A 25,444-nucleotide genomic window follows, 5' to 3' on the forward strand; every position below is an offset into this window, starting at 1 on the left:
GGGGGACGCCTAGTTCTTGCTCGCGAACCGCCTGGCACGGAATTTCCCCGTAGGAGCGGACCTTGTCCGCGAAATCCCACGCGGAGGACTCCGTTCTCGCCTGGGCACAATGAAATGCGGCGCCCTTTGCTGGAAGTTGGGTGTTTCTGCGCCGCTTTGGCGTGCGCGGATGTATTGGGTTTCGCCCCCTCGGGCGAGTTACTTTTCCAAACGCCGAAAAGTAACCAAAAGGCTTGCCCCGGACATCCGGTTTTTCGCTTAGGCGAAAAATTCCCTCGTTGAATCGAAGTTCCAGGGGCACGAACTAGGCGTCCCCCCACGAAGGGCCATCCCTGGCCCATCGCGGCTCTCGGGACATCCATGTCGCTCAACCCCTGAAACTCCAATTCAACGAGGCCTCCTGAACGGGGCGTTTGGAGTGCTTGGGCGTTTCTCTGGAAGTCAGCCAAAGAGTGGCCGTGGGCGGCGTTTCCCTGTAGGAGCGGACCTTGTCCGCGAAATCCCCTCGCGGCGGAAGCGAATCTTTCAGGATCACGCAAGATCCACCCGCCAACTGTAGGAGCGAGCTTGCTCGCGAACCGGTCGGTGTGCGCCCGGCCCATCGCGGACGGAGTCCGCTCCTACGCGGGCGCAAACTGCCGGGGTATGCCCATGGGGCCGTCGCCCTCCGCGATGGATTTCGCGGACAAGGTCCGCTCCTACGCAGCCGACACGTTCGGGCTTTTGTAGGAGCTTCTCCGCGATCCGCCGGCAAGGCCGGCGTTGGAGTTGCGAGCAAGCGCGGCGGCTACAGGGTAGGCATCAGCGGGTGAAATCCTCCGCACTGTGCCGTTCCGGCAGGGCGTCGTCGCCCCAGGTGCGATTGACCCGCCGTCCACGCTGTACCGCCGGGCGCGCGGCGATTTCGTCGGTCCAGCGGCGCACGTGGGTGTAGCTCTCCACGTCGAGGAATTCCGCCGCCTCGTACGCCTGGTTGTTCAGCAGCGCGCCGTACCAGGGCCAGATCGCCATGTCGGCGATGCTGTAGTCGTCGCCGGCGATGTAGCGGTTCTCGGCCAGCTGGCGGTCGAGCACGTCGAGCTGGCGCTTGACCTCCATGGCGTAGCGGTTGATCGGGTACTCGTACTTCTCCGGCGCGTAGGCGTAGAAATGGCCGAAACCGCCGCCGAGGAAGGGCGCGCTGCCCATCTGCCAGAACAGCCAGTTCAGTGTCTCGGTGCGCTTGGCCAGGTCCTTGGGCAGGAAGTGGCCGAACTTCTCCGCGAGGTACAGCAGGATCGAGCCGGATTCGAAGATGCGCAGCTCCGGTTTCACGCTGGTGTCCAGCAGGGCCGGGATCTTCGAGTTCGGGTTGATCTCGACGAAGCCGCTGCCGAACTGGTCGCCGTCGCTGATCCTGATCGGCCAGGCATCGTATTCGGCGGCAGTCACGCCCAGCTCCAGCAGTTCTTCGAGCAGGATGGTGACCTTCACGCCGTTGGGCGTGGCCAGCGAATACAGCTGCAGCGGGTGCTTGCCGCGCGGCAGATCCTTGTCGTGGGTCGGGCCGGCGATGGGCCGGTTGATGCTGGCGAAGGCGCCGCCGTTGCTCTTGTCCCAAGTCCAGACGCGGGGTGGAGTGTAGGTATCGTTCGCCATCTCGAGTTCTCACCTTGTGGGTTGAATGCCATGGATGCTAACCGCCGGGTCTGGGGTGCGTCAGCCGTTTTCCGGGACGCTGTTGCTGGGCGAACAGTGGTCTTCGCCCGGCGCAGTCGGTTGTTAGCATATGCATAAACGATATTAAAAATAAGTTGATGCATGATTTGAGATTATAAAAGAATCGCCGCTCAGTCCAACGGCGAAGCTCTGAAACGGCGCTTTCGCTCTGCCGCGTTTCGAGAGCCCCATGTCCGTCCAGCCTGCTTTCCCTGCATTCCTCCGCCTCGAAGGCGTCGGCAAGTCCTTTGCCGAGAACCGCGTGCTGGTCGACGTGGACCTGGAGATTCGTCCCGGCGAGGTCCTCGCACTGCTCGGCGCCAACGGCGCGGGCAAGTCGACCCTGGTAAAGATCATCGCCGGCTCCCACGCCCACGATGCCGGACAGTTGCGGGTGGATGGCGAGGAGGTGCGCTTCGCTTCGCCCCACGACGCCCGGCGCCATGGCATAGTCGCCGTTCACCAGCAGGTGGAGCAGGGCGTGGTGCCCGGCCTGAGCGTCGCGGAAAACCTCCTGCTGGACGAACTCTGCGGTGCCGGTTCCCTGTTCTTCCGTCCGGGTGAAGCGCTCAAGCGCGCAGCTGAAATCGCCGCGGGCCTGGAACTGCACCTGCCACTGCAAGCGCCCATCGAAACCCTGGGCACCGCCGAGCGGCAACTGGTGATCCTGTCCCGTGCGCTCGCATTGAAACCGCGCCTGCTGATTCTCGACGAACCCACCGCATCGCTGTCGACCCTCGAGGCCGAGCGTCTGTTCCACGTCATCGACCGTCTGCGCGAACGCGGCGTGGCGATCCTCTACATCTCCCATCGGTTGTCCGACCTGCAACGCGTGGCGGACCGCGCGCTGGTACTGCGCGACGGCCGCCTGGTGGGCGAATTCAGCGCGCCGCTGGACCTCGGCGCCGCCGTGGAATCCATGCTCGGCGCCGCGCTGGGCGAGGTGCAGTTGCAGCCGCTGCAGCGCGGCGAGACGGTGCTGTCCCTGCGCGACTGGCAGCTCGAAGCGCACAGCGCGGCCTTCGACCTGGACCTGCACGAAGGCGAGGTAGTCGCCCTGACCGGTCTGCTCGGCGCCGGCAAGAGCGAGATCGCCGAAGTACTGTTCGGCCTGCGCAAGCATCATGGCGGATCGATCCGCCTCGATGGGCGCGACTGGCTGCCGCGCACGCCGCGCGAAGCGATTGCCGCCGGCGTGTTCTTCGCCGCCGAGGACCGTGCGCGCAACTCGCGGGTGCCGGGCTTCTCGGTGCGCGCCAGCATGACCTTGCCGTTCCTGCGCAGCTTCAGCCGCTTCGGCTTCATCGACCGCAACGCCGAGCGCGCCAGAGTCGCGGAGCAGATCGAAGCGCTGGACATCAAAGGCCCCGGCCAGGAATTTGCCCTTGAACTGCTCTCCGGCGGCAACCAGCAGAAGGTCATCCTCGCCCGCTGGCTGCTGGGGCAGGGCCGCGTGCTGATCCTCGACGAGCCCTTCCAGGGCGTCGACGTCCGCGCCCGTCGCGACATCGGCCTGCGCATCCGCGCCAGCGCCGCCGGCCGCGCCACGCTGGTGATCTGCAGCGACCCGGACGAAGCCCTGGAAATTGCCGACCGCATCCTCGTCGTGCGCGACGGCGCGGTGGTCGCCGAGCTGCCCCGGCACGACCTGCAACGCAGCGAAATCCTCGCCCATCTCACCCCATCCAACCCTTCGCGCCAGGAAACTGTGCGTATCTAGAAAGGAGCCGTGCGTGTCCAGAACTGCCGTGGGCAGCGGAGCGACCACACCCGTCGCCCGCCTGCTCGACTTCCTCATCCATTACGCGCTGCTCCTGCTGCTGGCTCTGCTGGTGCTGGTGTTCGCGTTGCTGGAGCCGGCCTTCCTGCGGGTCGGCAACCTGTTCCTGGTGCTGCAATCGGTATCCATCGTCGCGCTGCTGGCCTTGGGCGTGACCCTGAGCATGGCCGTGGGCGGGCTGGACCTGTCCATCGGCGCGGTCGCCGCGCTGAGCCTGATGAGCGCCAGCTACGTGATGGTGGTGCTGGACTGGGGCCCGCTGGCGGCGATCCTCATCAGCCTCGGCCTCGGCACCCTGGTCGGCCTGCTCAACGGCTGGCTGATCGTGCGCATGCGCGTGCCGGACATCCTCGCCACCCTCGGCAGCATGTTCCTGGTGGTCGGCGTGCAACTGATTCCCACCGGCGGCCGCTCCATCGCCGTCGGCATGACCCTGCCCAACGGCGATGAGGCGCCGGGTGCCTTCGCCAGCTGGTTCCTCGCCCTCGGCCGCGCGCAGTTGTGGGACCGCGTGCCGGTGCCGGTGGTGATCATGCTCGGCTGTGCGTTGCTGGTCTGGCTGTTCCTCGAACGCACGCGGCCCGGCCGGTTGTTCTATGCCATCGGCGGTAACGAGCAGGCAGCGCGCCTCGCCGGTGCTGCGGTGGAACGCTACAAGCTGCTTGCCTACGTGCTCTCGGCGCTGCTGGCTTCGCTGGGCGGATTGCTGCTGGCGGCGCGCCTGGGGCGCGGTGACGTCAGCTCCGGCAACGGGCTGGTGCTCGACGCCCTTGGCGCTGCGCTGATCGGTTTCGCCGTGCTCGGCGCGCAGAAGCCCAACGCCTTCGGCACCCTGGTCGGCGCGGTGCTGGTGGCGACCCTGCTCAACGGCCTGACCATGCTCAACGCGCCTTACTACGCGCAGGATTTCGTCAAGGGCGCCGTGCTGGTCTCGGCCCTGATGTTCACTTTCGGTCTGGCCCGGCGCGGGCACTGATCGCTACTTTTCGGAGATTCAACGGATGAAATTCACCCCCGCCAAAACCCTGCGCGCGCTGTTCGCCGCCGGGCTGTTGTTGTCCGGCGCAGCCAGCGCCGTCGCGGCCGGCTTGCCCGGAGCCCCCGCACCCTTCGACAAGGGCGGCGTGCAGATCGCCCTGGTCGGCTACCTGTTCTCCGGCGACTTCCCCGAAGCCTACCTGCGTGGCGTGGAGAAGCAGGCCAACGCGCTGGACGTGAAGCTGCGCGTGTTCGACGCCCGCCAGCAGGCCGCCACCCAGCGCGAGATGCTGGAGCAGGCCATCGACCTCGGTGTGGACGGCATCATCGTCCAACTCGGCCTCGCCGAAACCCTCAAGGACTCCATCGACAAGGCGCTGGCCAAGGGCATCAAGGTGGTGACCTTCGACGTCGACGTGAACGACCCGCGCATCACCCGCGTCGAGCAGGATCACCGCGAGCTGGCGCGCCTGGCGCTCAAGCAGGTGCTGCAGGACAACGGCAACAAGTTCGACGCCGGCTACGTGTACATCGACGGCTTCACGCCCATGGAGCGCCGCGACGAAATCTGGCGCCAGGTGAAGGCCGAGAACCCCGGCATCGTCGAGAAGGCGCGCTTCGGTACGCTCAACGCACCCATCGCCAACTCGGTGGCCGACCAGGCCAGCGCGGTGCTGCGCGCCAACCCGGATATCACCGTATTCTTCGCGCCTTTCGACGAGTTCGCCAAGGGTGTGAAGATCGCCGTGGACGAAGCCGGCCTGGGCAAGCAGGTGAAGATCTACAGCGCCGACATTTCCACCGCCGACATCCAGATCATGAAGGAGCAGGGCAGCGCCTGGAGCGCCACCGCCGCGGTCAACCCGGAAGTGGCCGGAGCCATCAGCGTGCGCAGCCTGGCGTTGCGCATCGCCGGAGAGAATCCGGGCGAGCAGGTGCTGGTGCCGCCGACCCTGATCACCCGCCAGCAACTGCTCGATCTCGACGTGAAGAACGTCCGCGACCTGGCGCGCAAGGTACCGGCCTTCGGCGAGGCGCAGAAGGTCGCGCAGGCACCGTGGATTCCGCTGGCGAATTGACGATGAGCACGCACGACAAGGCCCGGCGCCTGAAGAAGGCGCGCTCGCCGGCTGCCGACCCGCGCTACGGCGAGCGCCTGCCGCCGGGGCAGGTACTGACCGAGCGCTTCCCGATCCTGCATGAAGGCGAGGTGCCGGAATATGACCTCACCACCTGGCGCCTGCGTCTGTCCGGAGCGCTGTCGCATAGGCTGTCGCAAGAGCCGCCGCAGGCGCTGGAACTGAGTCTGGACGACCTGCTGGCGCTGCCGCAGCGCGAGCTGGTCTGCGATATCCATTGCGTCACGCGCTGGTCGAAGTTCGACACTGCGTGGCGCGGCGTACACCTGTCCGACCTGCTCGCGCATTACGGTGTGGAGCCCGCCGGGCAGTTCGTCATGGCCCATGCCGACCACGACTACGAGACCAATCTGCCGCTGCAGGACCTGCTGTGCCCGGACAGCCTGCTCGCCACGCACTACGCCGGCGAACCGCTGACCCCGGTGCACGGCTGGCCGCTGCGTCTGGTGATCGCCGGGCGCTATTTCTGGAAGAGTGCGAAGTGGCTGCGCGAACTGCGGTTCAGCGACAGCGACCGCGCAGGATTCTGGGAGCGCAACGGCTTCCACAACGAGGCCGACCCGTTCCGTGAGGAGCGTTTTTCCGGCGAGGCGCTGGCTATTCCCGAGGACGAGTGGACCCGCAAGGCGTTCGATTGAGTGTTGCGCTGTTGCTGCAGTAACAGCCGCTGCTGTTGCTCTGGAAACACTGGTAACTGGTTATAACCAAAGCATTTTTTATTCGTTTGAAAGCACTCTGCCACTAGCTAGGATGACGCCTTCCCCATCTGGTCAGGGATGACCGGCGATACCGAGAAGCCGTGCCTTTTCGCTCATCACGAAGAGAGACCGGCCCCGACACCTGGAGCGCTTTCCCGAGCACTGTTTTCTCCACCCTGAGGAGGACAGTCGCTCGCGGTTTCCGGACTTCCGACACCAACCGCTCGAGCCCATCAGAAAAACACATCAGCGGAGTTCCGGACTCGCCGCCAACGGCGAGTGGCGCTCTTTAAGCGAGACAGGAGTACTTCGCGTGTTATCCCGTTCCCTCATTGCCGTTGCGGTGGCCTCCGTCATCGCCCAGTCCGCCGCGCACGCCGACGAAACCTCGTCGAGCCCCGAAGCCACCACCAAGCTCGAGACCGTGCTGGTCACCGGCACCCGCGGCAACAACCGCACCCTGCTGGATTCCCCCGTGCCGGTGGACGTGCTCACCGCGCAGGACCTCAAATCCACCGGCGCCGTCGGCGGCGAGCTGGGCCAGGCCCTGGCGACGCTGCTGCCGTCCTTCAACTTCCCGCGCCAGTCCAACTCCGGCGGCGCCGACCACGTGCGCGCCGCCCAGCTGCGCGGCATGAGCCCGGACCAGGTGCTGGTGCTGATCAATGGCAAGCGCCAGCACACCTCCGCTCTGGTCAACGACTCCTCGAAGATCGGCCGCGGCACCGCGCCGGTGGACTTCAACTCGATCCCCATCAGCGCCATCAAACGCATCGAAGTGCTGCGCGACGGCGCCGGCGCGCAGTACGGCTCCGACGCCATCGCCGGGGTGATCAACATCATCCTCGACGACGCCCCCGAAGGCGGCGAGGTGACCACCAGCTACGGCGCCTACCACACGCACCAGGACGCCATCGACAAGACCACCACCGACGGGCAGAACTCCTACACCGCCGCCAAGGCCGGCACGCGCCTGGGCGAGGACGGCTTCGTCCGCGGCGGCGCCGAGTTCATCAACCGCGAGCCGACCAACCGCGCAGGCTACGACGGCTTCGCCGATACGCCGGGGCAGCGCAACTACGTGATGGGCGATGGCCTGGCGCGCGACGTCAACGCCTGGTTCAACGGCGACCTCGCGCTGGGCGGCGGCAAGCTCTATTCCTTCGGCCTGTACAACGAGCGCCACACCACCGGCGCGGAGTTCTACCGCTACCCGGACGAGCACCCGGAGATCTACCCCAACGGCTACCTGCCGCAGTCCCTGGGCGACAACACCGACCTTTCCGCCACCCTCGGCTACAAGGGCCTGATCGCCGACACCTGGGACTACGACGCCAGCGTCACCCACGGCCGCAACCGCTTCGAATCCTCCACCCGGCGCACCCTCAACGCATCGCTGGGCGAAGACACGCCGACGCGCTTCGACACCGGCGACTACGAGCTGCGCCAGAGCGTCGCCAACCTCGACCTCAGCCGCGAGCTGAGCCTCGCCGGGCGGCCCTTCGTGTTGGCGCTGGGTGGCGAGTACCGCTACGAGAACTACATCACCACCGCCGGCGACGAAGCCTCGTACTACGGCGTCGGCGCGGATGGCGCCAACGGCCTGCGTCCGAGCGAAGAGGTGGACATCGACCGCAACGTCTTCGGCACCTACGTCGACCTGTCGGGCGATCTCACCGACAAGTTCTTCGTCGATGCCGCCGCGCGCTGGGAACGTTATGACGACGCCGGCAGCAAGCTCACCGGCAAGCTCAGCGGCCGCTACCAGCTGACCCCGGAACTGGCCCTGCGCGGCGCGGCGTCCACCAACTTCCGCGCGCCGTCGCTGGCCCAGGTGGGCTTCCAGAACACCACCAGCAACTTCGGCGACGGCGGCACGCTCACCGACATCCGCGTGCTCTCGGTCAACGACCCGATCGCCCGCGCGCTGGGCGCCGAGAAGCTCGACCCGGAGACCTCCAAGAACTTCAGCCTGGGCCTGACCGCGCAGCTGAACGAGCGTTTCGACCTGTCCTTCGACGTGTTCCGCATCGACGTCGACGACCGCATCACCCTGTCCCAGCGCATTGGCAGCGACGCCATGGAGCAGTTCATCCAGGACAACTTCGGCGTGGCCGGCGTGCATGACGTGAACTTCTTCACCAACGCCGCCGATACCCGCACCGATGGCGCCGAGCTGGTCCTCAACTACCACCAGCCCTTCGTCGGCGGGCAACTGGGCGTGACCACCGCGTACACCTACAACCACACCAAGGTGCGCAGCACCAAGGGCACGCCGCAGCAGCTGTCCAATCTGGGCATCGGCGAGGACGCGCTGGTGGGCGTGGAGGAGCGCAACACCCTCACCGACGCCGCGCCCAAGGACCGCTTCATCCTCACCACCACCTGGAGCGATGCGCAGTGGAACCTGCTCGGCCGCCTGACCCGGCAGGGCGAGACCACCCGCGTGTTCGACTTCGGCGACGGCTACCACCCGGAACAGACCTACGGCGCGGTGTGGCAGCTGGATGCCGAGGTGGCCTACAAGTTCACCCCGCAGTTCAGCCTGGCGGTGGGCGGCAACAACCTCACCGACAACTACCCGGAACGCTCAAGCTCGGAGATCAACTACGGCGGCAACCTGCCGTACGACGTGCTCTCGCCGATCGGCTCCAACGGCGCTTACTACTACGCCCGCGCGAGCTATTCGTTCTAAGGGCGGTCGTTCTGACCGAAGGGGGGCGCATCGCGGCCCCCACTACTTTTGCGGAGCCGATTCATGGCTGACAACTTCGCCACTGACAAGCCGGCCGGCCCGCGCCGGCAGCTGGGCGCCATCCATGCGCTGCTGCTGACGCTGGGCATGGTGATCACCAGCGACATCCTGAAAACCGCGCCCACCGTGGCGCTCAACGTCGGCCAGGAGCACTTCTACCTGGTGTGGGTACTCGGCGGGCTGCTGTCGATGGTCGGCGCGCTGTGCTACGTGGAGATGGCCTCGGCCTTCGCCCATCCCGGCGGCGACTACCACTTCCTCGAACGCGCCTACGGCCAGCGGGTGGGCTTCCTGTTCGCCTGGTCGCGCTTCGCCATCCTGCACACCGGCTGGATCGCGCTGATGGCCTTCCTCTTCGCCGATCACTTCAGCGCCTTGCTCGGCCTCGGCCAGCTCGGCAACGTGCTGCTGGCCGGTGGGCTGGTCCTTGCGCTGGTAGCACTCAACCTGATCGGCTGGCGGGTCAGCCTGGGCACCCAGGCCGGGTTGGTCGCGCTGGTCGCCGCGGGCTTTCTTGGCATTGTCGTCGCCGGCCTGTGGCTGGAGTGGCGCGGCTTCGTGCCGCCCGCCGTGGCACCGGTGGAACCCGAGCAGGTGGGCGTCGCCGGCTTCTCCGCCGCGCTGATCTACGTCTTCCTCGCCTTCGGCGGCTGGAGCGATGCGGCCACGCTGTCGGCGGAGCTGCGCGACAACCGCCGGGGCATCTTCACTGCCATGCTCGGTGCGCTCGCCGCGTTGCTGCTGATCTACCTGGCGCTGAACTGGGCGTTCATCCGCGGGCTGGGCTTCGATGGCCTGGCCGCCAGCGGAGCGCCGGCGCTGGAACTGCTCGGGCTGGCCTTCGGCGCGCCGGGTATCGGCTTGATCATGGCGGTGGTGGTGGTTTCCGCCGTCGCCAGCATCAACTCCACGTTGATCGTCGGCAGCCGCACCACCTACGCCGCCGCGCGGGACGTTCCCGCCCTGGGCGTGCTCGGCCGCTGGGACGTGCGCCATGGCGTGCCGCGCGCAGCATTGCTGGCCGAGGGCCTGGTGGCGCTGCTGCTCATTGCGGTCGGCGGCTGGAGCGGCCATGGCTTCAACACCATGGTCGAGTACATGACCCCGGTGTACTGGCTGTTCCTCAGCCTGAGCAGCGTGGCGCTGATCGTCCTGCGCCGGCGTCACCCGGAAGTGCCGCGGCCGATCCGCGTGCCGCTCTATCCGTGGCTGCCGCTGGGTTTCCTCGCGGTGTGCCTGTACATGCTGTATTCCAGCGTCGCCTATGTCGGCTGGGGAGCGCTGCTCGGTGTGGGCGTGCTGGCGCTGGGAGCGCTGCTGCAATTGCTGTTGCGCCCGCGCGTTGAAGCGGTCCAAGGCATGTCGGAGGAGGGCGCCTGATGCGCGCAAAAGCACTCTGGCGCAATGGCGCCGTGGCCGTCTTGCTGGCGGCGCTGGTCGGGCTATGGCTCAACGAGCCGTCTGCCAGCGCCAGTGGGGAAGCCAGCGGCCGGCGCATGTTGCGCACTGAGCTGTACCTGGAAGCGGTGGAGCTGTCGCAGTGGGAGGACTTTCTTGCCCGCGAGGTGACGCCGCGCTTCCCCGATGGTTTGAGCTGGCTCGACCTGCACGGCCAGTGGCGCGGCCCCAGCGGCGGGCCGGAGAAGCTGCCGTCACGGATGCTGATCCTCATCCACGCCGACAACCCCTACACGCGCCAGGCACTCACGGATATCGGCGCGCACTTCAAGCAGCGCTTCGGCACGGCGGTGCTGCAGGTCAGCAGCCCGGTTCGCGCTCGCGATCCGGACTGGACGCCGCAGCGCCTGGACAACCCTCAGCTGTCGCGCTGAAGCCCGGCCTCGATCAGGTCGAGCATGTAGCGCGGCAGGGCGAACGCCGCCTGGTGCACCTCGGGGGTGTAGTAGCGGGTCACCAGGCCGCTTCTGGCGAAGCGCTGGCGCAGGGTTTCCAGCTCGGTGCGCCGTACCTTCTCGCTGTTGGACGCCCAGCCGAAGGCCATGCTGCCGCCAATGTAGGTCGGCACCGCGGCGTGGAAGAAGCCCCAGTCGGCGAAGGTATCGGCCAGCCGCCGCGCCGTACCGCCCAGTTCCTCCGGCTGGAGGAAGGGCACGCCGTTCTGCGTGGCGAGGATGCCGCCGGTGTCCAGGCGCTGCTGGCAATTGCGGTAGAAGGCGTCGGTGAACAGGCTCGCCGCCGGGCCACCCGGGTCAGTGGAATCGCAGAGGATCAGGTCGAAGGTCTCGCGGCTTTTGGCGAGGTATTCCAGGCCATCGGCGTAGATCAGCTTCAGGCGCGGATCGTCCAGCGCGCCGGCCGAATGCAGTGGAAGTAGCTCGCGACACAGTTCGACCACCTGCGGGTCGATCTCCACCGCGACTATCTCCTCGATGCCGGCATGGCGGACGATCTCCCGCAGGATGCCGCCGTCGCCCACGCCGATTACCAGCACGCGGCGCACCGCGCCATGGGCGAGGATCGGCACATGGGCGAGCATCTCGTGGTAGACGAACTCGTCCGCCTCGGTGGTCTGCACCACGCCGTCCAGCGTCAGCACGCGGCCGAAAAGGCGGTTGCGGAACACCTGCACCTCCTGTTGGCCGGTATTGCCCTGGTAGATCGGCTCGTCGACGCTCAGCGCCTGCGCGTAACCGTCATGCAGCGACTCGCGGAATTCGCCCATCAGAAGGAAACCTGCGCCGGCTGCGACAGCCGCAGCACGGAGAGGTCGCCGGTGATGCGCTTCCACGCCAGGCGGATCGCCTCGATGTCCTTGCCGCGCGCGGCGCTGTCTTCATGCAGGATCACGATGACCTTGGTACTCAGCCGCTCGGGTTCCGGCGCGCCGTGGTCACGCCACTGGCCGTAGGCATCGTAGGCGGTGAAGCCATCCGGGAAGCGCGGCGTCACTTCCTTATCGAGGAACTGCCGCCAGCGCTGCTCGCTGATCTTCTCCTTGCCGTTCTCCTGGCCCAGCGCGAAGTACAACTCGGTGCGCAGCCACTGCGCCTGCGCCGGCCGGGTCGGGTCGCCCTGCAGGGTCGAGGTCGCAGGGTCAGTGGTATGGACGGAAGGAGCGGGCGGGGTGGCGCAGCCGAACAGCGCCAGGGCGAGGCTGGCGGCGAGCAGATGGCGGAGCATGGGACTTCCTTGCGGTGATGAGAGTTGAGCCAAACCGCCACTATAGAAGGTCGCTTGTTATTTCCTTAAATACTGAAAAAGCATTCTCATATGCTCATTTTCAGTTTTTATCCAAGCGGTCGAGAGTGCTCTAGGCCGGGCCTCGGCGCCAGGTCATGGATATTTTTGGCTGTGGTTAGATTTAATATTCACTACGGTTCTTTACTCAGCACTGAATGAGATATCCATTTCGCTGAAAGTGAAGTGTTTAATTCTAATGTGTTCGCTATAGCGCTCTCGTCGAAACTATCGCGAACAACATCGACGACATCGAATCCGAATCGCGGGTCGACACTGCAAAACCCGCCGTTCCCCCGCCATCTTGCCGCGCCGTCGCACCTCCCTAGAATCGGCCCCATTCGCAGCACTTCATTCCAATCGATTCAGGGAGCCCCACCATGATGAACGCCATGCAGATGCCGATGAACACCAACGCCATGATGCCGATGATGGGCATGCCCATGATGATGGCGACCATGGAATGCGAGATGCTCGACGACGGCATGATGTGCAAGATGAAGCCGGCCATGGGCATGGAAATGGCCATGTTCCGCAACAGCGCCGAGATGATGGCGATGATGATGAACTGCGGCATGCCGATGATGATGCACTGCGGCAACATGATGATGATGGGCATGTCCCAGTCCGCCATGGCCATGATGCCGATGATGGGCATGATGAACCCGATGATGCAGATGCCGATGATGGGCATGAACATGGGTATGCCCGGCATGAAGTGCATGATGGAATGCTCGATGCAGGGCGACATGATGATGTGCAAGATGATGCCGATGCAGGGCATGAACATGGAGATGTTCAAGAACTGCTGCATGCTGATGAACAAGATGATGGAATGCGGCATGCCGATGATGATGAGCTGCAACGGCATGCCGATGATGTGCTGCACCTGCTGATCGCAGGGCGCTGAAACGCGAAAGGCCCGGCGGGGGAACCCGCCGGGCCTTTTTTATTGCCTGGATTTAATGTCTGGGGCGGGCTCAGTCCAACCGCTCCACATAAGTCGTCACCAGGTACGCTACCGCCTCGCTGTCTGCGGTTATGGGAAAAATTAATTTATTAATATGGAGAAGGTTTAGCGGGCAGGAGGCTGGAAAATATATCTATCTGGCCTCAAGCTGTTAGTGCAAAAAAAACGGTGGTTATTCATATTAACCCGCAAATCCCCCATAGCCTGCATTGCGAATTGGTAGTTCTCTTCTTAAGCGACAGGTCTGCTGATTCCGAAAGGTCAGGCTAATTCTGAATATCTTCTGCCGGAATCAAAGGCAGCTTCATATATTGCTGTACTTCCTTTTCCAGTATCTCATAGGGGGTTCTGACTTGCGTCATTAACTCAGAAGATAGCTTTTGACACTCCTTTGCTTTGCAGTCTCCCTGAGAACCATTCTCCCAAACTCTTTGATTTTCAGAGAATAAAGCGCTAGCGTTGAGCATTAAAGGCTTTTCATGGCCATTCCCCTGGTAATAAAGTTCGGTAGAATATTTAACCAGTTCGTCATTGAATAACCACCATCTCTCAGTTCGGTTTGGGAGTTTAGAGTCTATAGGGTATGTTGTGTCCTTTCGCAGTCGGATGGCAAATTCTTTATATGATCCATACTGAGTCAAGGATGCATAAGCACCCTCAGCATTACGTTGATACCAGCGACTCATTCCTTTTGTAACAGGTAATGCCCCCCACTGACTTTCTACCGAAGCTGTTGTGCTGAAATCGATGCTTGCCTGTGCAGCGGCAATACTGGCTTTAGTCACGTGGTCAGGATTTGATTTAGACCCTTTCGTGAAGTTCTGATCAATAACTGGGCAATACTGATGAGTAAGGCGAGTCAAAACAAACCTTGAATCGTTTGTCACCCGGACTGCAACAGGAATTGATACGTCAGGAAACCCATAAGGTGTTGATAAAAATAAACAATCCTGCTGGGTGGTTTCCGGATTTTTTTGAGTTGAACTATTAGGGTGCGCCAGATATTCGAACATCAGATCAGTTTTAGTATGATCTCCTGTTTTTTCGGGAGCCAAATTTTTGACAATATCCAAATATCCTTGCTGGTGATAAATAACATTAGGTGAAATGAAGACAGATATCCTACTTAATCGATAGCCGCCGGCGAGAGCTTGTGGAATATCCGCACCTATCACGCCAACTCTTTCTGGTTCCGGGAGCAGCGGCAGGGTGACAGAGTCGTTGGTCGAGTCATAATCAAATCCTGGGCTAAAGACTGGCGCAACACCCGGTATATTTTCAGCCAGCCTGAATTTTGATGTTGTTTTTGTGTAAGTGGCGACCACTTTTGCGCCGGCAGAGATGTTATCTAACACAGATTTGTTTTCTTGTGTGCTGAGGAATGAGATGTAGATGTCCTTAATGGAGAAGGTGAAGTGAAACGAATTGCCGTGCGCTTCTGCATAGGCGTCCCTTCCCATAAATGTCAAGATTATTGAAAGTGAAGCAAATGCGCCAATAACAAATCGACCAAGTAAGTCGGCTGAATTTAAATAGATTTTCACTTGTGGTCTCGATCACTGATTAATGAGAATTCTTAAATTCGCCCTGGGAGGTAAAAGAGGGTATGTTTATTTTTCTACTCTAAAATTGGTGCTGTTTAGGAGTGGAGTTTGAAAAATAAATCTGTCCCCTTTTCTCTGGAAAGGCGAGGTTGACCTTGGTCTGGGAAAGCGAATCCAGCGGCGCCAGGCGCGCGGCGGGGTACCCACCGCAACCAGTCAGCGCCAAGCAGAACGCCCAGACCACACCACTCTTATGCATCGCCGTAGAAACTCCATTCCACGGTTTCGTTAGTCAGGGTGGTTTTGTCCTTCAGCGGCCAGGGGCGGATGATGAAACGCTTGACGTCCCAGGTGGGGAAGATGTCGCCCTCCTTGAACAGGCGGACGGTATCGGTCTTGACGATGCTGCGCTCGGCAGACCAGAGCACGCGCCAGTAGCCCGCGCGTGGGCACGGCTGGCCGCTGTAGCAGATATGGAAATCGGTGGCGCGGATAAACGCCGGGGAACCGGGTAGTGGCTTGCCGGTAGCGGGGTCGAGGCCCTTGGCCTTGGCCAACTGCTCGATCAGCGCTTCGCTGGGCTTGGGTGGCGGGATATTGGCCTCGCGCTCTTCCAGCCATTTCAGCTTGCCATCCCATGGCGGGAGCTTGGCCGGCGGCAGAGGAATGATCTCGTTGATCTCGGGAACCTTTGGAGAGGCGTACGAGTAGTCACCCAAGATTTTTCCGATTTTTTCGTAACGTGTTGCTCGTTCTAGGTCTTCTTTTAGACCAAGATAATAAAGCTCATTAGAAGAGAGCGGACTGCGAAAACCATTTTCCAAATAAGATGCCGAGCTTTCATTTCCAGCAGCCACACCAAGCTGGAATGAATCAAGTGCAGCAGGATAGTTACCATCTTCTTGAAAATATATACCTAAGGCAGAAGCAGCCTTGCCTTGCCCTTGCTCAGCAGCACAGCGATACATCTGCATTGCGATAGCAGGAGCTATATCGCTCGGCTCCAACTTCTCGCCAACATAGTATTGTGCGTCAGCACTCCCCTCGTCAGCAGCCTTTCGATAGTACCGTAACGCCATCTCCGGGTCCCTCTTCAGACCCGCGGCGCCCCTTTGCAGAAAGAGACCAACGAAGAAATATCCACTGGCAACTTGCACGTCGATCAGTTGTTGGCTCATGCGTAGATGCTCATCGCCGCTGATTTGGTAGTGATTACGTAATGCGCCATTTTGTAGGTTGACGTTGGCCTTGCTGTGGCCATTCTCCGAAGCAATGCGATAGAGCCGTTCGATCTGTGCGTCCACCATCTTGTTCTGCTTGAGTTGATTGTTTCTCTCCAGCCAACGGGCATATTGGAAAACTACATCGCTATCGGCTGAAGGGTCTGGAAGCTTCTCATGCTTACAACTGAACGCCAGGTTTGCCTTTATATTCGAGAGTGAATCCATAGCATTCCCCTTAATCGACGAGATTACGGTATTATTTGCCCCGCCACAGGCGACCAGCGCCAGGCTGGTCATCAGAAGAATCTGGCGCATCAATCTTTATTGCTCAGTGTGGGTTCGTCGTAACGAAACTCAATGAGAGAGGCAATAGGGCCAACCATCTTTCTCTTGTTCTTTTGACGCCTATTATTCTTTCCAATTATGTCTTCCCAAGACTTGAACGCCTTCGCCGGATCATCCTGCGCCCCTCTTTTATCTGTATGTAGATTCCACAACTCCCGCCGCATCCTCCTACTCACGTCATACCGCTCATGGGCAATATTCAATTCACTGTCTACCTGCATGCTGCGGGTATTGATATTGGCCGAGCCGTGGGTGGTGAAGACATCGTTGACGATCATCAGCTTGGAGTGGATGTACACCGGCATCCAGGGTTTGCCCGGCGGGGAGTCCGGGGCCACCAGGGAGCAGACGTGGATTTTCAGGCCAGGGCGTTCTTCGAAGCCGTAAGGCTTCGCTGCATCCTCGCCGGGTAGTGGGTCGTCATCGGTGATGGTCGGTTCCACCGTTGTCTGGTGGGCAGGATCAGTTTTTCGCGGCTTGGATCGTTCATCGTGCACCGGCTCACCCCGCATCAGCTTGGTGACCTTGGGTATGGTGTCGGCCCGGCCCAGGGCGTCGAGCATGCGCTGGGTATTGACGGTGCCAGGGCCGATGCCTTCTTCGTTGGCATTGGTGACGACGAACAGGTGCAGGGCGCCATGCTTGCCGGGGTCGCGTCCATTGGCTGTCTGACGTGCCGCCGTCTGGAGAATGGCGTCGGCCAGCGGTGGGCAACGGAAGTACTGGTTTTCGATGTAGATGTACTGGGTGGCGTTGTTGATCGCCCGCAGGTAGAGGCGCTCAATGTCACGCTTGTTTTCCTGGGCCTGGGTTCGCAGAAGCTGCGCCATGACCAGATCGCTGCCTTCTTCGCAGCGGTCGAAGGAAAGCTGCTCTGCAACCTGCATCGCTTGCCGCGCTTCGATCAGGTCCTCGCCGGTTTCCTTTTCCCACGCGGTGGCGAAGTTGTGATGCAGGTGTTCGAGTATCGGGCCGCGGACTTTGCTGGAAATATCCTGGCGGGGCCATTTGCCGCGCGGTCCCTCGTTTGGCTCGTAGGGCTTGCCGTCGGGATCCTTGGGATCGACAGCGCTCTTGAGGTCGCCGCTGGGGCGCCGCTTGGAGGAGTGCGCATTGGTGTCCCAGTAGGCATCCAACATGTTGTGCCCCATGACGAAGCCGACGGCCTTGTCGGGCAGTTCGTAGTCGACCAGTACGGTCTTCTGGTGGTGGGTGGGCGCCGCGAAATAAGAGAAAAGTGTCGAGGTGCTGATGCCGGGGTCCAGCGCCTGATTGGCCGCGCGCCAGGCAATCTCCACCCGGTCGGCGAAGCCAAAGCCACGGCTGACGAAGACCGGGTGCCCTTTACCTACCCGACCCTTGGCGGTCCAGCCGGAGGCCGTACATTCGGCGAACCATTCACGGTCCTTGGCATACTGGACTTCCGTTGCCGTCTGTCCTTCACGATCCCAGAGGTGTGGGCCTTTGCCCGGTAGGTTGGCCTCCCCCGCGTAACCGGCTGCGTTGAAAGGCGCCTCCCAACCCAGTACGCGCACCTGAATACCCTTCTCCGCCGCTTTTTGCTTGAGCAGGTCGCCAATCGACCGGCTCTTGCCGTCGCGGATGAAGTACATGGACGGCTGGAAGCCCCAACAGATGATGTCGATGGACCTCTCGGCCTTGGCGATAGCCTCGTGCACAGCCCTGAAGGCTTCTTCGCCATTGATCAGGTATTGATAGAGCGCGGGTACCGGATGGTATTCGGTGCGGCGCATGAACCAGGGTGAAATGCAGGTGGCTTCGTTACTGTGTTGGAGAGCTACCGGGACAGTGATTTCAAGTTTTTCGCATTGACTCATGGCTGTTCTCCTTCGCGGCCGTCCAACAGATTCAGCAACCGTGCATACAGTCCTCTATCGTCCACATGCTTGATGGGCTGCTTCACGCGCGGGTCAGTTTGGGAGGGGTGGTTCTGCAGGCCACGGTTGGCAAGTTCGCCGCTCGCGGCATTGCGGTAGTCGGTGGGGACAGGAATCTGGTAGCTCACGCCACTGCTGGTCTCGAGCCGATAGTTCCGGGTGACGACCTGATGCTCGAGCGCTATATGGCCTGTCTCATCCAGAACGCCTTCCTGCAGCAACGCACCATCGGCATAGAGCTTGTAGGGCATGCCGGCCCACGCCAACTGGGGCGCATTGGGCGCTTGGGGAATGCTGATGCGCAGTCGCTCCACGGACTGGAGCTTCGGATACTCCGGATGGGTCGCCGGCATGCTGGCGGGCCCGCGCAGGGAGAAGTGCGCTGCCTTGATGTTGAAGTCCCCCTTGGTGCCCAGCTCGATGCGGTACGGGTCGAGGGTGATGTAGGTGCCGCCTGCGTTGAGGGTGATTTTCTTCTTCGCGACGATATGCACCTCATCCTCGGTGCTGGTGATTTCCAGGCCGTGGCGGGCTAGCAGTTCCATCCGATCGTTCTGCGCCTGAATGCTCACCGGCCCCTGGTTGGCGAAGAGCTTCATGCCTAGTTTCTTCACGAACAGGCCGATGCCTTCGCCGACTGCCGCGGTGAAACGCTTGGCGACGCTGATATCCATGTGGGCGCCGGCGGTGGCGATCAGGTTCTGCCCGGCAGCCAGTTGCAGGTGCCCGCCACTGGTGGCGGCGATGCCGTCAGGCGCCGAGGCGAGGATGCCGGGTTCCCGGAGCAACTCCAGGGCGGCCTTGAGTTGTTCGGGCGCGTACCGGTCTGGCTCCATCGCTACCGCCTGGGCCGCATCGCGGGCCATGCTGCGGATTTGTTCCAGGGCCTGCTCCAGCTCGCGCACGGCGGCCTGCATGTCCAGCGTTTTGCCCTGCGAACCGGGCTGGGCGTCGGCGCTGATGAACAGGCCTTTGCCGGCCCTCACTGCGCCCCAACCATCGGTGCGCAGTTCGAAGCCTTCGCCGCGTTGTTCGCGCTGCGCATCCACCAGATGGCCGAGGTTCAGCTGGCTCTTGCCGCTGTATTCGGTGGACAGCTTGATGTGCTCTTTCCCACGCGAGTCATCCAGGCGCAGCTTGTTATTGGCCGGCGTGCGCAGGACGTTGCGCTTGTAGTTTTTCAGCGTGACGTGATCGGGATGCCGCGAGTCGTGGAAGGCATAGGCGATGTACGGTCGGTCCGGGTCGCCGTTCTCGAATTCGACGCGGACTTCGGTGCCTTGTATCAAAGGCAGGTGCAGGCCGTAGGTATCGCCGGCATAGGGGCGCGCCAGCCATAGCCACATCGACTCACGCCCTGCGGGCCAGGTATCGCGGTCGAATAGGAAGTGACATTTATAGCGGCCGTCTTTATCGATGTGGCCGTACAGGTCGTTCGGCTCGGGGCTGGTGACGCGGGCTGGGAGAGTGCCAGCGATCACCGGCTTGGCCGGCACGTCGGGGCGGAAGCAGACCTGTTCGTCGTAGGGGATGGCCTCGAACTGCACCTCGAAGCTGCGGTCGCGGGCGGCACAGCTGTGCACGCGAACGATCACCGCACCCGGCGCGAAGTGTTTGTCTACGCCGTCGAGCTTCAGTATCTGTCCGGGAAGCAGCGCGGGGCTACTGGTGCAGCCGGTCAGGCGCGTGCGCGCGTTGAGATAGCGTTCATGGGCGAGGCGCGCGTAGAAGTAGCCGCTCTCGCTTTCCAGGTCTTCGTCCTGGGCGTAGACGTCGCCGAGTTTCTGGTGTGGCTCGCCGTAGTGGTAGGCCTCGCCGTAGGTGGTTTTCGGCGAATTGAGCTGGTCGACGCTGGCGTCCAGTTGGGCAGCAGCGTCGCGGTAGTCGTAGGCGCGGTTGCTGACTCGTTGCACGACCAGTCGATGGCCGCTCTGCAGGTTCCAGACGGCGTCCCGGCCGCTGGATTCCAGCGCGGAAAGTGGGCGCAGCGGCAACGATGGCGCGGGCAGGTAGTGGCGCTGATCGTCGTGGAACTCCACCGTCTCGATGCGCAGCTCCGGGTTCATCGAGAAGCGATACCAGATGCCCACTTCGGCGGTGAGGCGCTGGATGAAGGCCAGATCGTCCTCGCCGTACTGCATCACCTGTTCGCGCGGCGGATATTCGCGGGTCAGCTGGAAGAGGAAATCCTGGCCGGCGAACTCGTTGCGGCGCAGCACCTGCTCGACGATCTCCGGCACGCTCTGGTTCTGGTAAAGGCGGTACTGGCGGGCGAGACCCAGCAGCTTCAGACGGGGAACGAAAACCACCTCGTAGCGGGATTCGTCCCGTGACATGGACAGCAGGGAAAAGCGGCTGATCGTGCCGTACAGGGTGCGCAGGGGCGGAGCGATCGGCGGCGTGTAGCCGGGGATGCCCAACTGCTCGGGCGGCGCGCGCAGGCTGAGGCTGGCGTCCTTGCAGAGGAAGGCGTCGGCTGGGAGGTCGCGGTGGGTACTGGTGAATTCGATGCGGTAGGTGAAGGGCTGGCTGAGTCCTTCTTCGCCAGTGAAGGCCAGGACATCGAGCGGCGCATCGACGTCCCTGAGGCTGAGGGTGTGGCGGCTGTGATCGAAGAAGCGGTGGGCGGCATCGATGAGCATGGCGGACGTCCATTCCAGAGGAATGGTCATCCCACCAGTTAGGCTGTCGCCTTGTCAGTCGGACCGGTCCGTAACGGTCGTCCGATTGGTCGGCACCTATGCCCGCCTATCCTTAGTCCAGCCGCTCCGCATAAGTCGTCACCAGGTACGCCACCGCCTCGCTGTCCGCCGGGTTGCGGTAACTGTGCGGCTGGTCGGCGTAGAACAGGATGGAGTCGCCGGTGCCGAGGAGGAAGCGTTCTTCGTTGACGCTGATTTCCAGCACGCCCTGGGCGACCACCAGGTTTTCCTGGGTGCCGGGGGCGTGGCCGGTGGAGTGTTCGATGGCCAGGCCTTTCAGGCGCAGTTCGTAGAATTCCACCTGGCGCGAGACGTCGAAGGGGAACAGCGCGCGGCTGACGAAGGCGCCGTCGCCGCTGACCAGGCGCTTGCTGTCGCGCGCGGGCAGCACCGCCACGCCTTCGAAGGCGCGGTCATCGAGGAAGGCGGCGACCGAGACCTTCAGGCCCTGGGCGATCTTGCACAGTACCTTGATCGACGGGACGCTGCGGCCGGATTCGATCTGCGCGAGCATGGTGCGGCTCACACCGCTGAGGCGGGCGAGGCCGTCGAGGGAAAGGTTGCGCTTGGCGCGCAGGCGCAGCAGGTTGCTGGCGACCCGTTCGCCGATGGGGTCTTCGGCGGTGCCGGGAGTTGCGTCGAACTCCACGGCCGGCAGCTCCGTGGAAAGCGACAGGCCCATGGATCAGGCCTCGCGGCGGCCGCTGTCGCGGCTCTGCTGGACGATCTGGAAGGCGTCGTAGCCGGCGCGCTGCGCGTACAGCATCCACATCAGCTCGGCCTGGCGACGGGCCTGGCGGCGCGTGCGGTGGCGGGCGAGGTCGATGATGTTGTCGGTGCGGTCCATGGCGGCTCCAGAAGGCTTGCAGGCAAGCCGGTTGCGGTGTGTTGGAGCTACCTTAGCCGTGATCCTGTTAGAACAAGAAATACTGAATTAGCATTTGGTAATTACTTAATAAGCTATAACGGACGTGAAGGGAAATCCGCCTGAACCGCCACGGACACCGCGTCCGGCCGCCAGAATTCCTGGTCGAATTCCACCAGCAAGCCGTCCTCGGCGTAGTTCAGCCGCTCCAGCACCAGGTTGCTGGCGCCGGAGGCCAGTTGCAGCAGTTCGGCGTGGTCGTCGTTGACCGTGCCCAGGCGCAGGTTGAGCGTGCAGCGGGTCTGCACCTTGCCGAAGCGTTCGCGCAGCACGGTGGTCAGCGAACGGTCCAGGCGCGTGTCGAGCAGGTCCGGGCACCAGCTGGCGAGGAGGGTGTTGATCTCCACCAGCACCGGGCGGCCGTCGATCAGCCGGCGACGGTGCAGGCGGAACACCGGTTCGTCCGGCGATGGCAGGTTCATCCGCGCGGCCAGCCAGGCCCCGGCGCGGCGGCGCTCGGCGCTCAGGCACTCGGTAAGCGGCTCGCGGCCCTGCAGGCGCACGTAGTCCATGAAGCTGACCAGCCGCGTCGGGTCGTAGTCGATGCGCGGCGGGCTGAGGTACCAGCCGCGACGGTTCTCGCGGTAGATCAGCCCCTCGGTTTCCAGTTGCTGCAGGGCCTGGCGCAAGGTCACGCGGGTGCACTCGAAGCGCTCGGCGAGGTCGCGCTCGGGGGGCAGCTTCTGCCCGGCGAGGAAGCGCCCCTGGGCGATGTCCGCGGCCAGCTGGTCGCGGATGCGCGCGTAGTGCGGCGGGATGGCCTGGTAGAGCATGGCGAGCCTCAGGAATGGCCGGCGGCGAGTGCCGGCGGTTCGTCATGCAGTTCCCGCTGCCAGGCCAGCAGACCGTAGATCGCCAGCACCACGAAGCCGGCGTAGAGCCCGGCGGTGAGGTACAGCGCCTTGTAGAGGAATACGCCGGTGTAGAGCACATCGAGGATGATCCACAGCCACCAGCTGGCGACGTACTTGCGTGCGGCCCAGAAGCTCGCCACCAGGCTGAAGGCGGTGAGTGCGGCGTCCATCCAGGGCAGGGCGGCGTCGGTGTGGGCGTGCATCGCCCAGCCCAGGGCGAGCGCACCGACGGCGCCGGCCAGGCAGCTGGAGAGGGCGGTGGCCAGCGGCAGGCGTTCGACGCGCACCTTGCCGTGGTCGCTGCCGCCCTTGCTCCATTGCCACCAGCCGTAGAACTGCAGGACCACGAAGACCAGTTGCAGGAGCATGTCGGAGTAGAGCTTCACGCTGAAGAAGATCCACGCGTAGAGCAGCACCGCCACCACGTTCACCGGCCAGCACCAGCGGATGCGTCGGGCGGTGAGCCAGACGCCGAGCACGTTGACGATCACCGCGATGATTTCCAGAGCAGACATTCGCGCTTACCTCAGAAGTTGACGCTCGCCGTCAGGCGAGCCGTGCGCGGCGCACCCTGGAACAGGTAGCCGTCGCCGAAATATTCACCGACATCGCGCCAGTAGCGCTTGTCGAACAGGTTGTCGACGCTCAGCCGCAGCGTGGTCGGGTAGTCGCCGATCCGTGTGCTGAAGCGTGCGCCGGCGTCGTAGACGGTGTAGCCGCCGACCTCCACTGCGCCGTCGCGGTCGGCGTACTTGGCGCCGCTGTAGCGCGCCGCGCCGAGCAGCGACAGCCCCGGCACTTCGGCCAGCGCGTAGTCGGCCTGCAGGCTGGCGCGCAGGCGCGGGACGTTGATCGCCTGGTGGCCTTCGTAGTCGTCCGTGCCGCTATTGACCACCCGCGAGCGGATCGCCGCGACGCTGCCGCTCAATTGCAGCGCGGAGGTTACCCGGCCACTGGCGGACAACTCCAGCCCGCTGTTCTTCTGCTGGCCCTGCTGCACGTAGGTGAAGGTGCCATCGCCGTTGGGCCGGGCGAACTGGTAGGCCTGGTGGATCTGGAACAGCGCGGCGCTCCAGTCGAAGCCGGCCAGCTCCTGCTTGATACCGAACTCGACCTGGCGCGAGGAGGTGGGCGCCAGGGTATCGCCGGCGTTGCTGGCGAACCAGGGCGCCTCGCCGCCCAGCGACAGGCCCTTGCTGTAGCTGCCGTAGAGGGAGATGTCCTCGCGCGGTTTGAAGATCAGCGCGCCATTGGGCAGGAACTCCGAGCGGCGGGTGTGGCGGGTGGTGTCGCCATCGGTGTCGAAAGTGCGTTCGTCCAGGCGCACCTGGCGGCCGCCGAGTACCAGCTGCCATTGCTCGTTCAGGCTGATGCGGTCGCTGGCGAACAGGCCGTACTGGCGGCTGTCCAGGTGCCGGTAGCTGTGGCCGGGCTCGCCGTCGAAGGGCTCCACCGCGCCGATGCCGGTGTAGATGTTGCCGGTGCCGACCCACTCGTTGAGTTCCGGGCGGCTGTCCAGCACGCGGCGGAAGGCCGAGGTGCCGACGGTCAGCTCGTGGCGCAGCCAGCCGGTGGCGAACTGGCCGTGCAACGCGGCTTCCAGTTCGTCGTTGCGGCGCGTGTCGTCCGGGCTGCGGAAGTCGTAGAGGTCGTAGTCGCCTTCGGGGCTGAAGTAGTTCGGCACGGCCGAGTCGGCGCAACTGGCGGCGCCGTAGCAGCCCCAGGGGAAGGCGCTGTAGTCGTCGATCACCACCTTGCTGCGCGAGGCGCTGAGGATGCCGGTCCAGGCATCGTCGAAGCGGTACTCGAAGCGCGTGTTGAGGTTCAGCGACTCGATGCGCACCGGGTCGGCCCAGCTCTGGTAGCCGAGGCGGTCGTGCGGGTCGATGCCGTGGGGCAGCTCGCTGCCGCCCAGCAGCTGGTAGCCCGGCGCCGAGGGTTGGCGACGATTCTGGTATTCGGCGTCGAACTGCCAGAGGGCGTTGGATGAGAGGTTCCAGTCCAGCGCCAGGGAAGCGAAGTCGCGCTTGCCGTCGGTGTGGTCGATGTAGGAGCGCAGGTCCTCGTGGGCCAGGTTCACCCGCACGCCGACGGTCTGCTCGGCGTCCAGCCAGGCGCCGACGTCGGTGGCCAGGTAGCGGCCGCCCTCGTCATCGGTGCCGAGGGTCACCGAGCGCACATCCTGCGGCCGCTTGGTGACATAGTTGATCACCCCGCCGGGCTCGGACACGCCGCTCTGCAGGCCGGACAGTCCCTTGAGCACCTCGACCTGTTCCTTGTTCTCCAGCGCCACGTTCTGCTCGCCGGTGATGGTGCGGCCGTTGATCTTGTAGCTGCTCGCGGCGTTGAGCGAGTAGCCGCGGATCTCGAAGTTCTCGTAATAGCCGACCGGCGCGTAGGCCTCGCCGGTGGAGGCGTCGTTCTTCAGCACGTCGCTGAGCAGGCGCGCCTGCTGGTCCTTGAGCAGCGCCTGGTTGAACACCGAAATGGAGGCCGGCGTGTCCAGCAACGGCGCCTCGCCGAAGCCGCCGACCGAGGCGCGGTCGCTGGCGTAGCTCCCGGTGTCCTGGCCGATCACCGTGACGGTATCCAGGGTGGTGGCTTCCTCGGCCTGGCCGGGACCGCTGGCCAGCAGCACGGCCAGGGTCAGCAGGCTGAGGGGAAATCGCGTGCGCGCTTGGCGCGGCAGGTACTGCATGGAACGCTCCTGAAGATCGCCGGGGCGTGCGCCGGGAAT

At 63.4% G+C, this 25,444-nt stretch carries 20 protein-coding genes; 8 read left to right on the forward strand and 12 right to left on the reverse strand.

Features of this window, described 5'->3' with window-relative positions; all coding sequences use genetic code 11:
• Nucleotides 1-801 precede the first annotated feature (801 nt).
• Nucleotides 802-1,638 (reverse strand): glutathione-dependent disulfide-bond oxidoreductase, encoded by an 837-nt coding sequence (yghU, locus tag ACCC94_RS10195; protein ID WP_413349297.1) that lies wholly within the window; start codon nt 1,636-1,638, stop codon nt 802-804.
• A gap of 250 nt (nt 1,639-1,888) precedes the next feature.
• Here yghU and ACCC94_RS10200 point away from each other — a divergent pair, with 250 nt between their 5' ends.
• The 7 genes from ACCC94_RS10200 to ACCC94_RS10230 all read left to right on the forward strand — a co-directional run bounded on the left by ACCC94_RS10200 (nt 1,889) and on the right by ACCC94_RS10230 (nt 10,880).
• Nucleotides 1,889-3,418: a sugar ABC transporter ATP-binding protein gene (locus tag ACCC94_RS10200; protein ID WP_413349298.1), complete on the forward strand. Its 1,530-nt coding sequence runs from the start codon at nt 1,889-1,891 to the stop codon at nt 3,416-3,418.
• A gap of 13 nt (nt 3,419-3,431) precedes the next feature.
• Nucleotides 3,432-4,454: an ABC transporter permease gene (locus ACCC94_RS10205; protein ID WP_413349299.1), complete on the forward strand. Its 1,023-nt coding sequence runs from the start codon at nt 3,432-3,434 to the stop codon at nt 4,452-4,454.
• 25 nt (nt 4,455-4,479) lie between these two features.
• Complete coding sequence (locus ACCC94_RS10210) at nt 4,480-5,535, forward strand: substrate-binding domain-containing protein (RefSeq protein ID WP_413349300.1); 1,056 nt, start codon at nt 4,480-4,482, stop codon at nt 5,533-5,535.
• Nucleotides 5,536-5,537: 2 nt separating this feature from the next.
• Complete coding sequence (locus tag ACCC94_RS10215; RefSeq protein WP_413349301.1) at nt 5,538-6,233, forward strand: sulfite oxidase-like oxidoreductase; 696 nt, start codon at nt 5,538-5,540, stop codon at nt 6,231-6,233.
• Nucleotides 6,234-6,606: 373 nt separating this feature from the next.
• The gene (locus ACCC94_RS10220; RefSeq protein ID WP_413349302.1) at nt 6,607-8,988 is read left to right on the forward strand and encodes a TonB-dependent receptor plug domain-containing protein; all 2,382 of its coding nucleotides are present in this window, start codon (nt 6,607-6,609) and stop codon (nt 8,986-8,988) included.
• A 63-nt stretch (nt 8,989-9,051) separates the two neighbouring features.
• A complete protein-coding gene (locus ACCC94_RS10225; RefSeq protein ID WP_413349303.1) occupies nt 9,052-10,428 on the forward strand; it encodes an APC family permease in 1,377 nt (458 codons plus the stop codon).
• Nucleotides 10,428-10,880 (forward strand): DUF3574 domain-containing protein, encoded by a 453-nt coding sequence (locus ACCC94_RS10230; RefSeq protein ID WP_413349304.1) that lies wholly within the window; start codon nt 10,428-10,430, stop codon nt 10,878-10,880. Before ACCC94_RS10225 ends, ACCC94_RS10230 begins: the two co-directional genes overlap by 1 nt.
• On the opposite strand, the gene speE is transcribed toward ACCC94_RS10230, so the two are convergent.
• Nucleotides 10,865-11,731, reverse strand: a complete 867-nt coding sequence (speE, locus tag ACCC94_RS10235) for a polyamine aminopropyltransferase (protein WP_413349305.1) — start codon at nt 11,729-11,731, stop codon at nt 10,865-10,867. The genes ACCC94_RS10230 and speE overlap by 16 nt on opposite strands.
• Nucleotides 11,731-12,189, reverse strand: a complete 459-nt coding sequence (locus ACCC94_RS10240) for a DUF3574 domain-containing protein (protein ID WP_413349306.1) — start codon at nt 12,187-12,189, stop codon at nt 11,731-11,733. The genes speE and ACCC94_RS10240 overlap by 1 nt, the downstream gene beginning before the upstream one ends.
• A gap of 437 nt (nt 12,190-12,626) precedes the next feature.
• Here ACCC94_RS10240 and ACCC94_RS10245 point away from each other — a divergent pair, with 437 nt between their 5' ends.
• Entirely contained in the window at nt 12,627-13,142 is a 516-nt protein-coding gene (locus ACCC94_RS10245; protein WP_401089368.1) for a hypothetical protein, read from the forward strand.
• A 340-nt stretch (nt 13,143-13,482) separates the two neighbouring features.
• On the opposite strand, the gene ACCC94_RS10250 is transcribed toward ACCC94_RS10245, so the two are convergent.
• From ACCC94_RS10250 to ACCC94_RS10290, 9 genes are all read right to left on the reverse strand, one after another.
• Complete coding sequence (locus ACCC94_RS10250) at nt 13,483-14,760, reverse strand: hypothetical protein (protein ID WP_413349307.1); 1,278 nt, start codon at nt 14,758-14,760, stop codon at nt 13,483-13,485.
• Nucleotides 14,761-15,011: 251 nt separating this feature from the next.
• Entirely contained in the window at nt 15,012-16,298 is a 1,287-nt protein-coding gene (locus ACCC94_RS10255) for a sel1 repeat family protein (RefSeq protein ID WP_413349308.1), read from the reverse strand.
• Entirely contained in the window at nt 16,298-18,166 is a 1,869-nt protein-coding gene (locus ACCC94_RS10260) for a phospholipase D-like domain-containing protein (protein ID WP_413349309.1), read from the reverse strand. Before ACCC94_RS10260 ends, ACCC94_RS10255 begins: the two co-directional genes overlap by 1 nt.
• The gene (locus ACCC94_RS10265; protein ID WP_413349310.1) at nt 18,163-20,868 is read right to left on the reverse strand and encodes a type VI secretion system Vgr family protein; all 2,706 of its coding nucleotides are present in this window, start codon (nt 20,866-20,868) and stop codon (nt 18,163-18,165) included. The genes ACCC94_RS10260 and ACCC94_RS10265 overlap by 4 nt, the downstream gene beginning before the upstream one ends.
• A gap of 112 nt (nt 20,869-20,980) precedes the next feature.
• Nucleotides 20,981-21,610: a helix-turn-helix domain-containing protein gene (locus ACCC94_RS10270; RefSeq protein ID WP_413349311.1), complete on the reverse strand. Its 630-nt coding sequence runs from the start codon at nt 21,608-21,610 to the stop codon at nt 20,981-20,983.
• 3 nt (nt 21,611-21,613) lie between these two features.
• Complete coding sequence (locus ACCC94_RS10275) at nt 21,614-21,775, reverse strand: hypothetical protein (protein WP_017519129.1); 162 nt, start codon at nt 21,773-21,775, stop codon at nt 21,614-21,616.
• A gap of 113 nt (nt 21,776-21,888) precedes the next feature.
• Nucleotides 21,889-22,626: a UTRA domain-containing protein gene (locus tag ACCC94_RS10280; protein ID WP_413349312.1), complete on the reverse strand. Its 738-nt coding sequence runs from the start codon at nt 22,624-22,626 to the stop codon at nt 21,889-21,891.
• Nucleotides 22,627-22,634: 8 nt separating this feature from the next.
• Nucleotides 22,635-23,222, reverse strand: coding sequence for a nicotinamide riboside transporter PnuC (gene pnuC, locus ACCC94_RS10285; protein ID WP_413349313.1), 588 nt, complete (start codon nt 23,220-23,222; stop codon nt 22,635-22,637).
• A gap of 11 nt (nt 23,223-23,233) precedes the next feature.
• Nucleotides 23,234-25,405, reverse strand: coding sequence for a TonB-dependent siderophore receptor (locus ACCC94_RS10290; protein ID WP_413349315.1), 2,172 nt, complete (start codon nt 25,403-25,405; stop codon nt 23,234-23,236).
• Between the last annotated feature and the right edge of the window lie 39 nt (nt 25,406-25,444).

Source organism: Pseudomonas sp. Pseusp97 (assembly GCF_047304025.1).
Taxonomy (GTDB): domain Bacteria; phylum Pseudomonadota; class Gammaproteobacteria; order Pseudomonadales; family Pseudomonadaceae; genus Pseudomonas.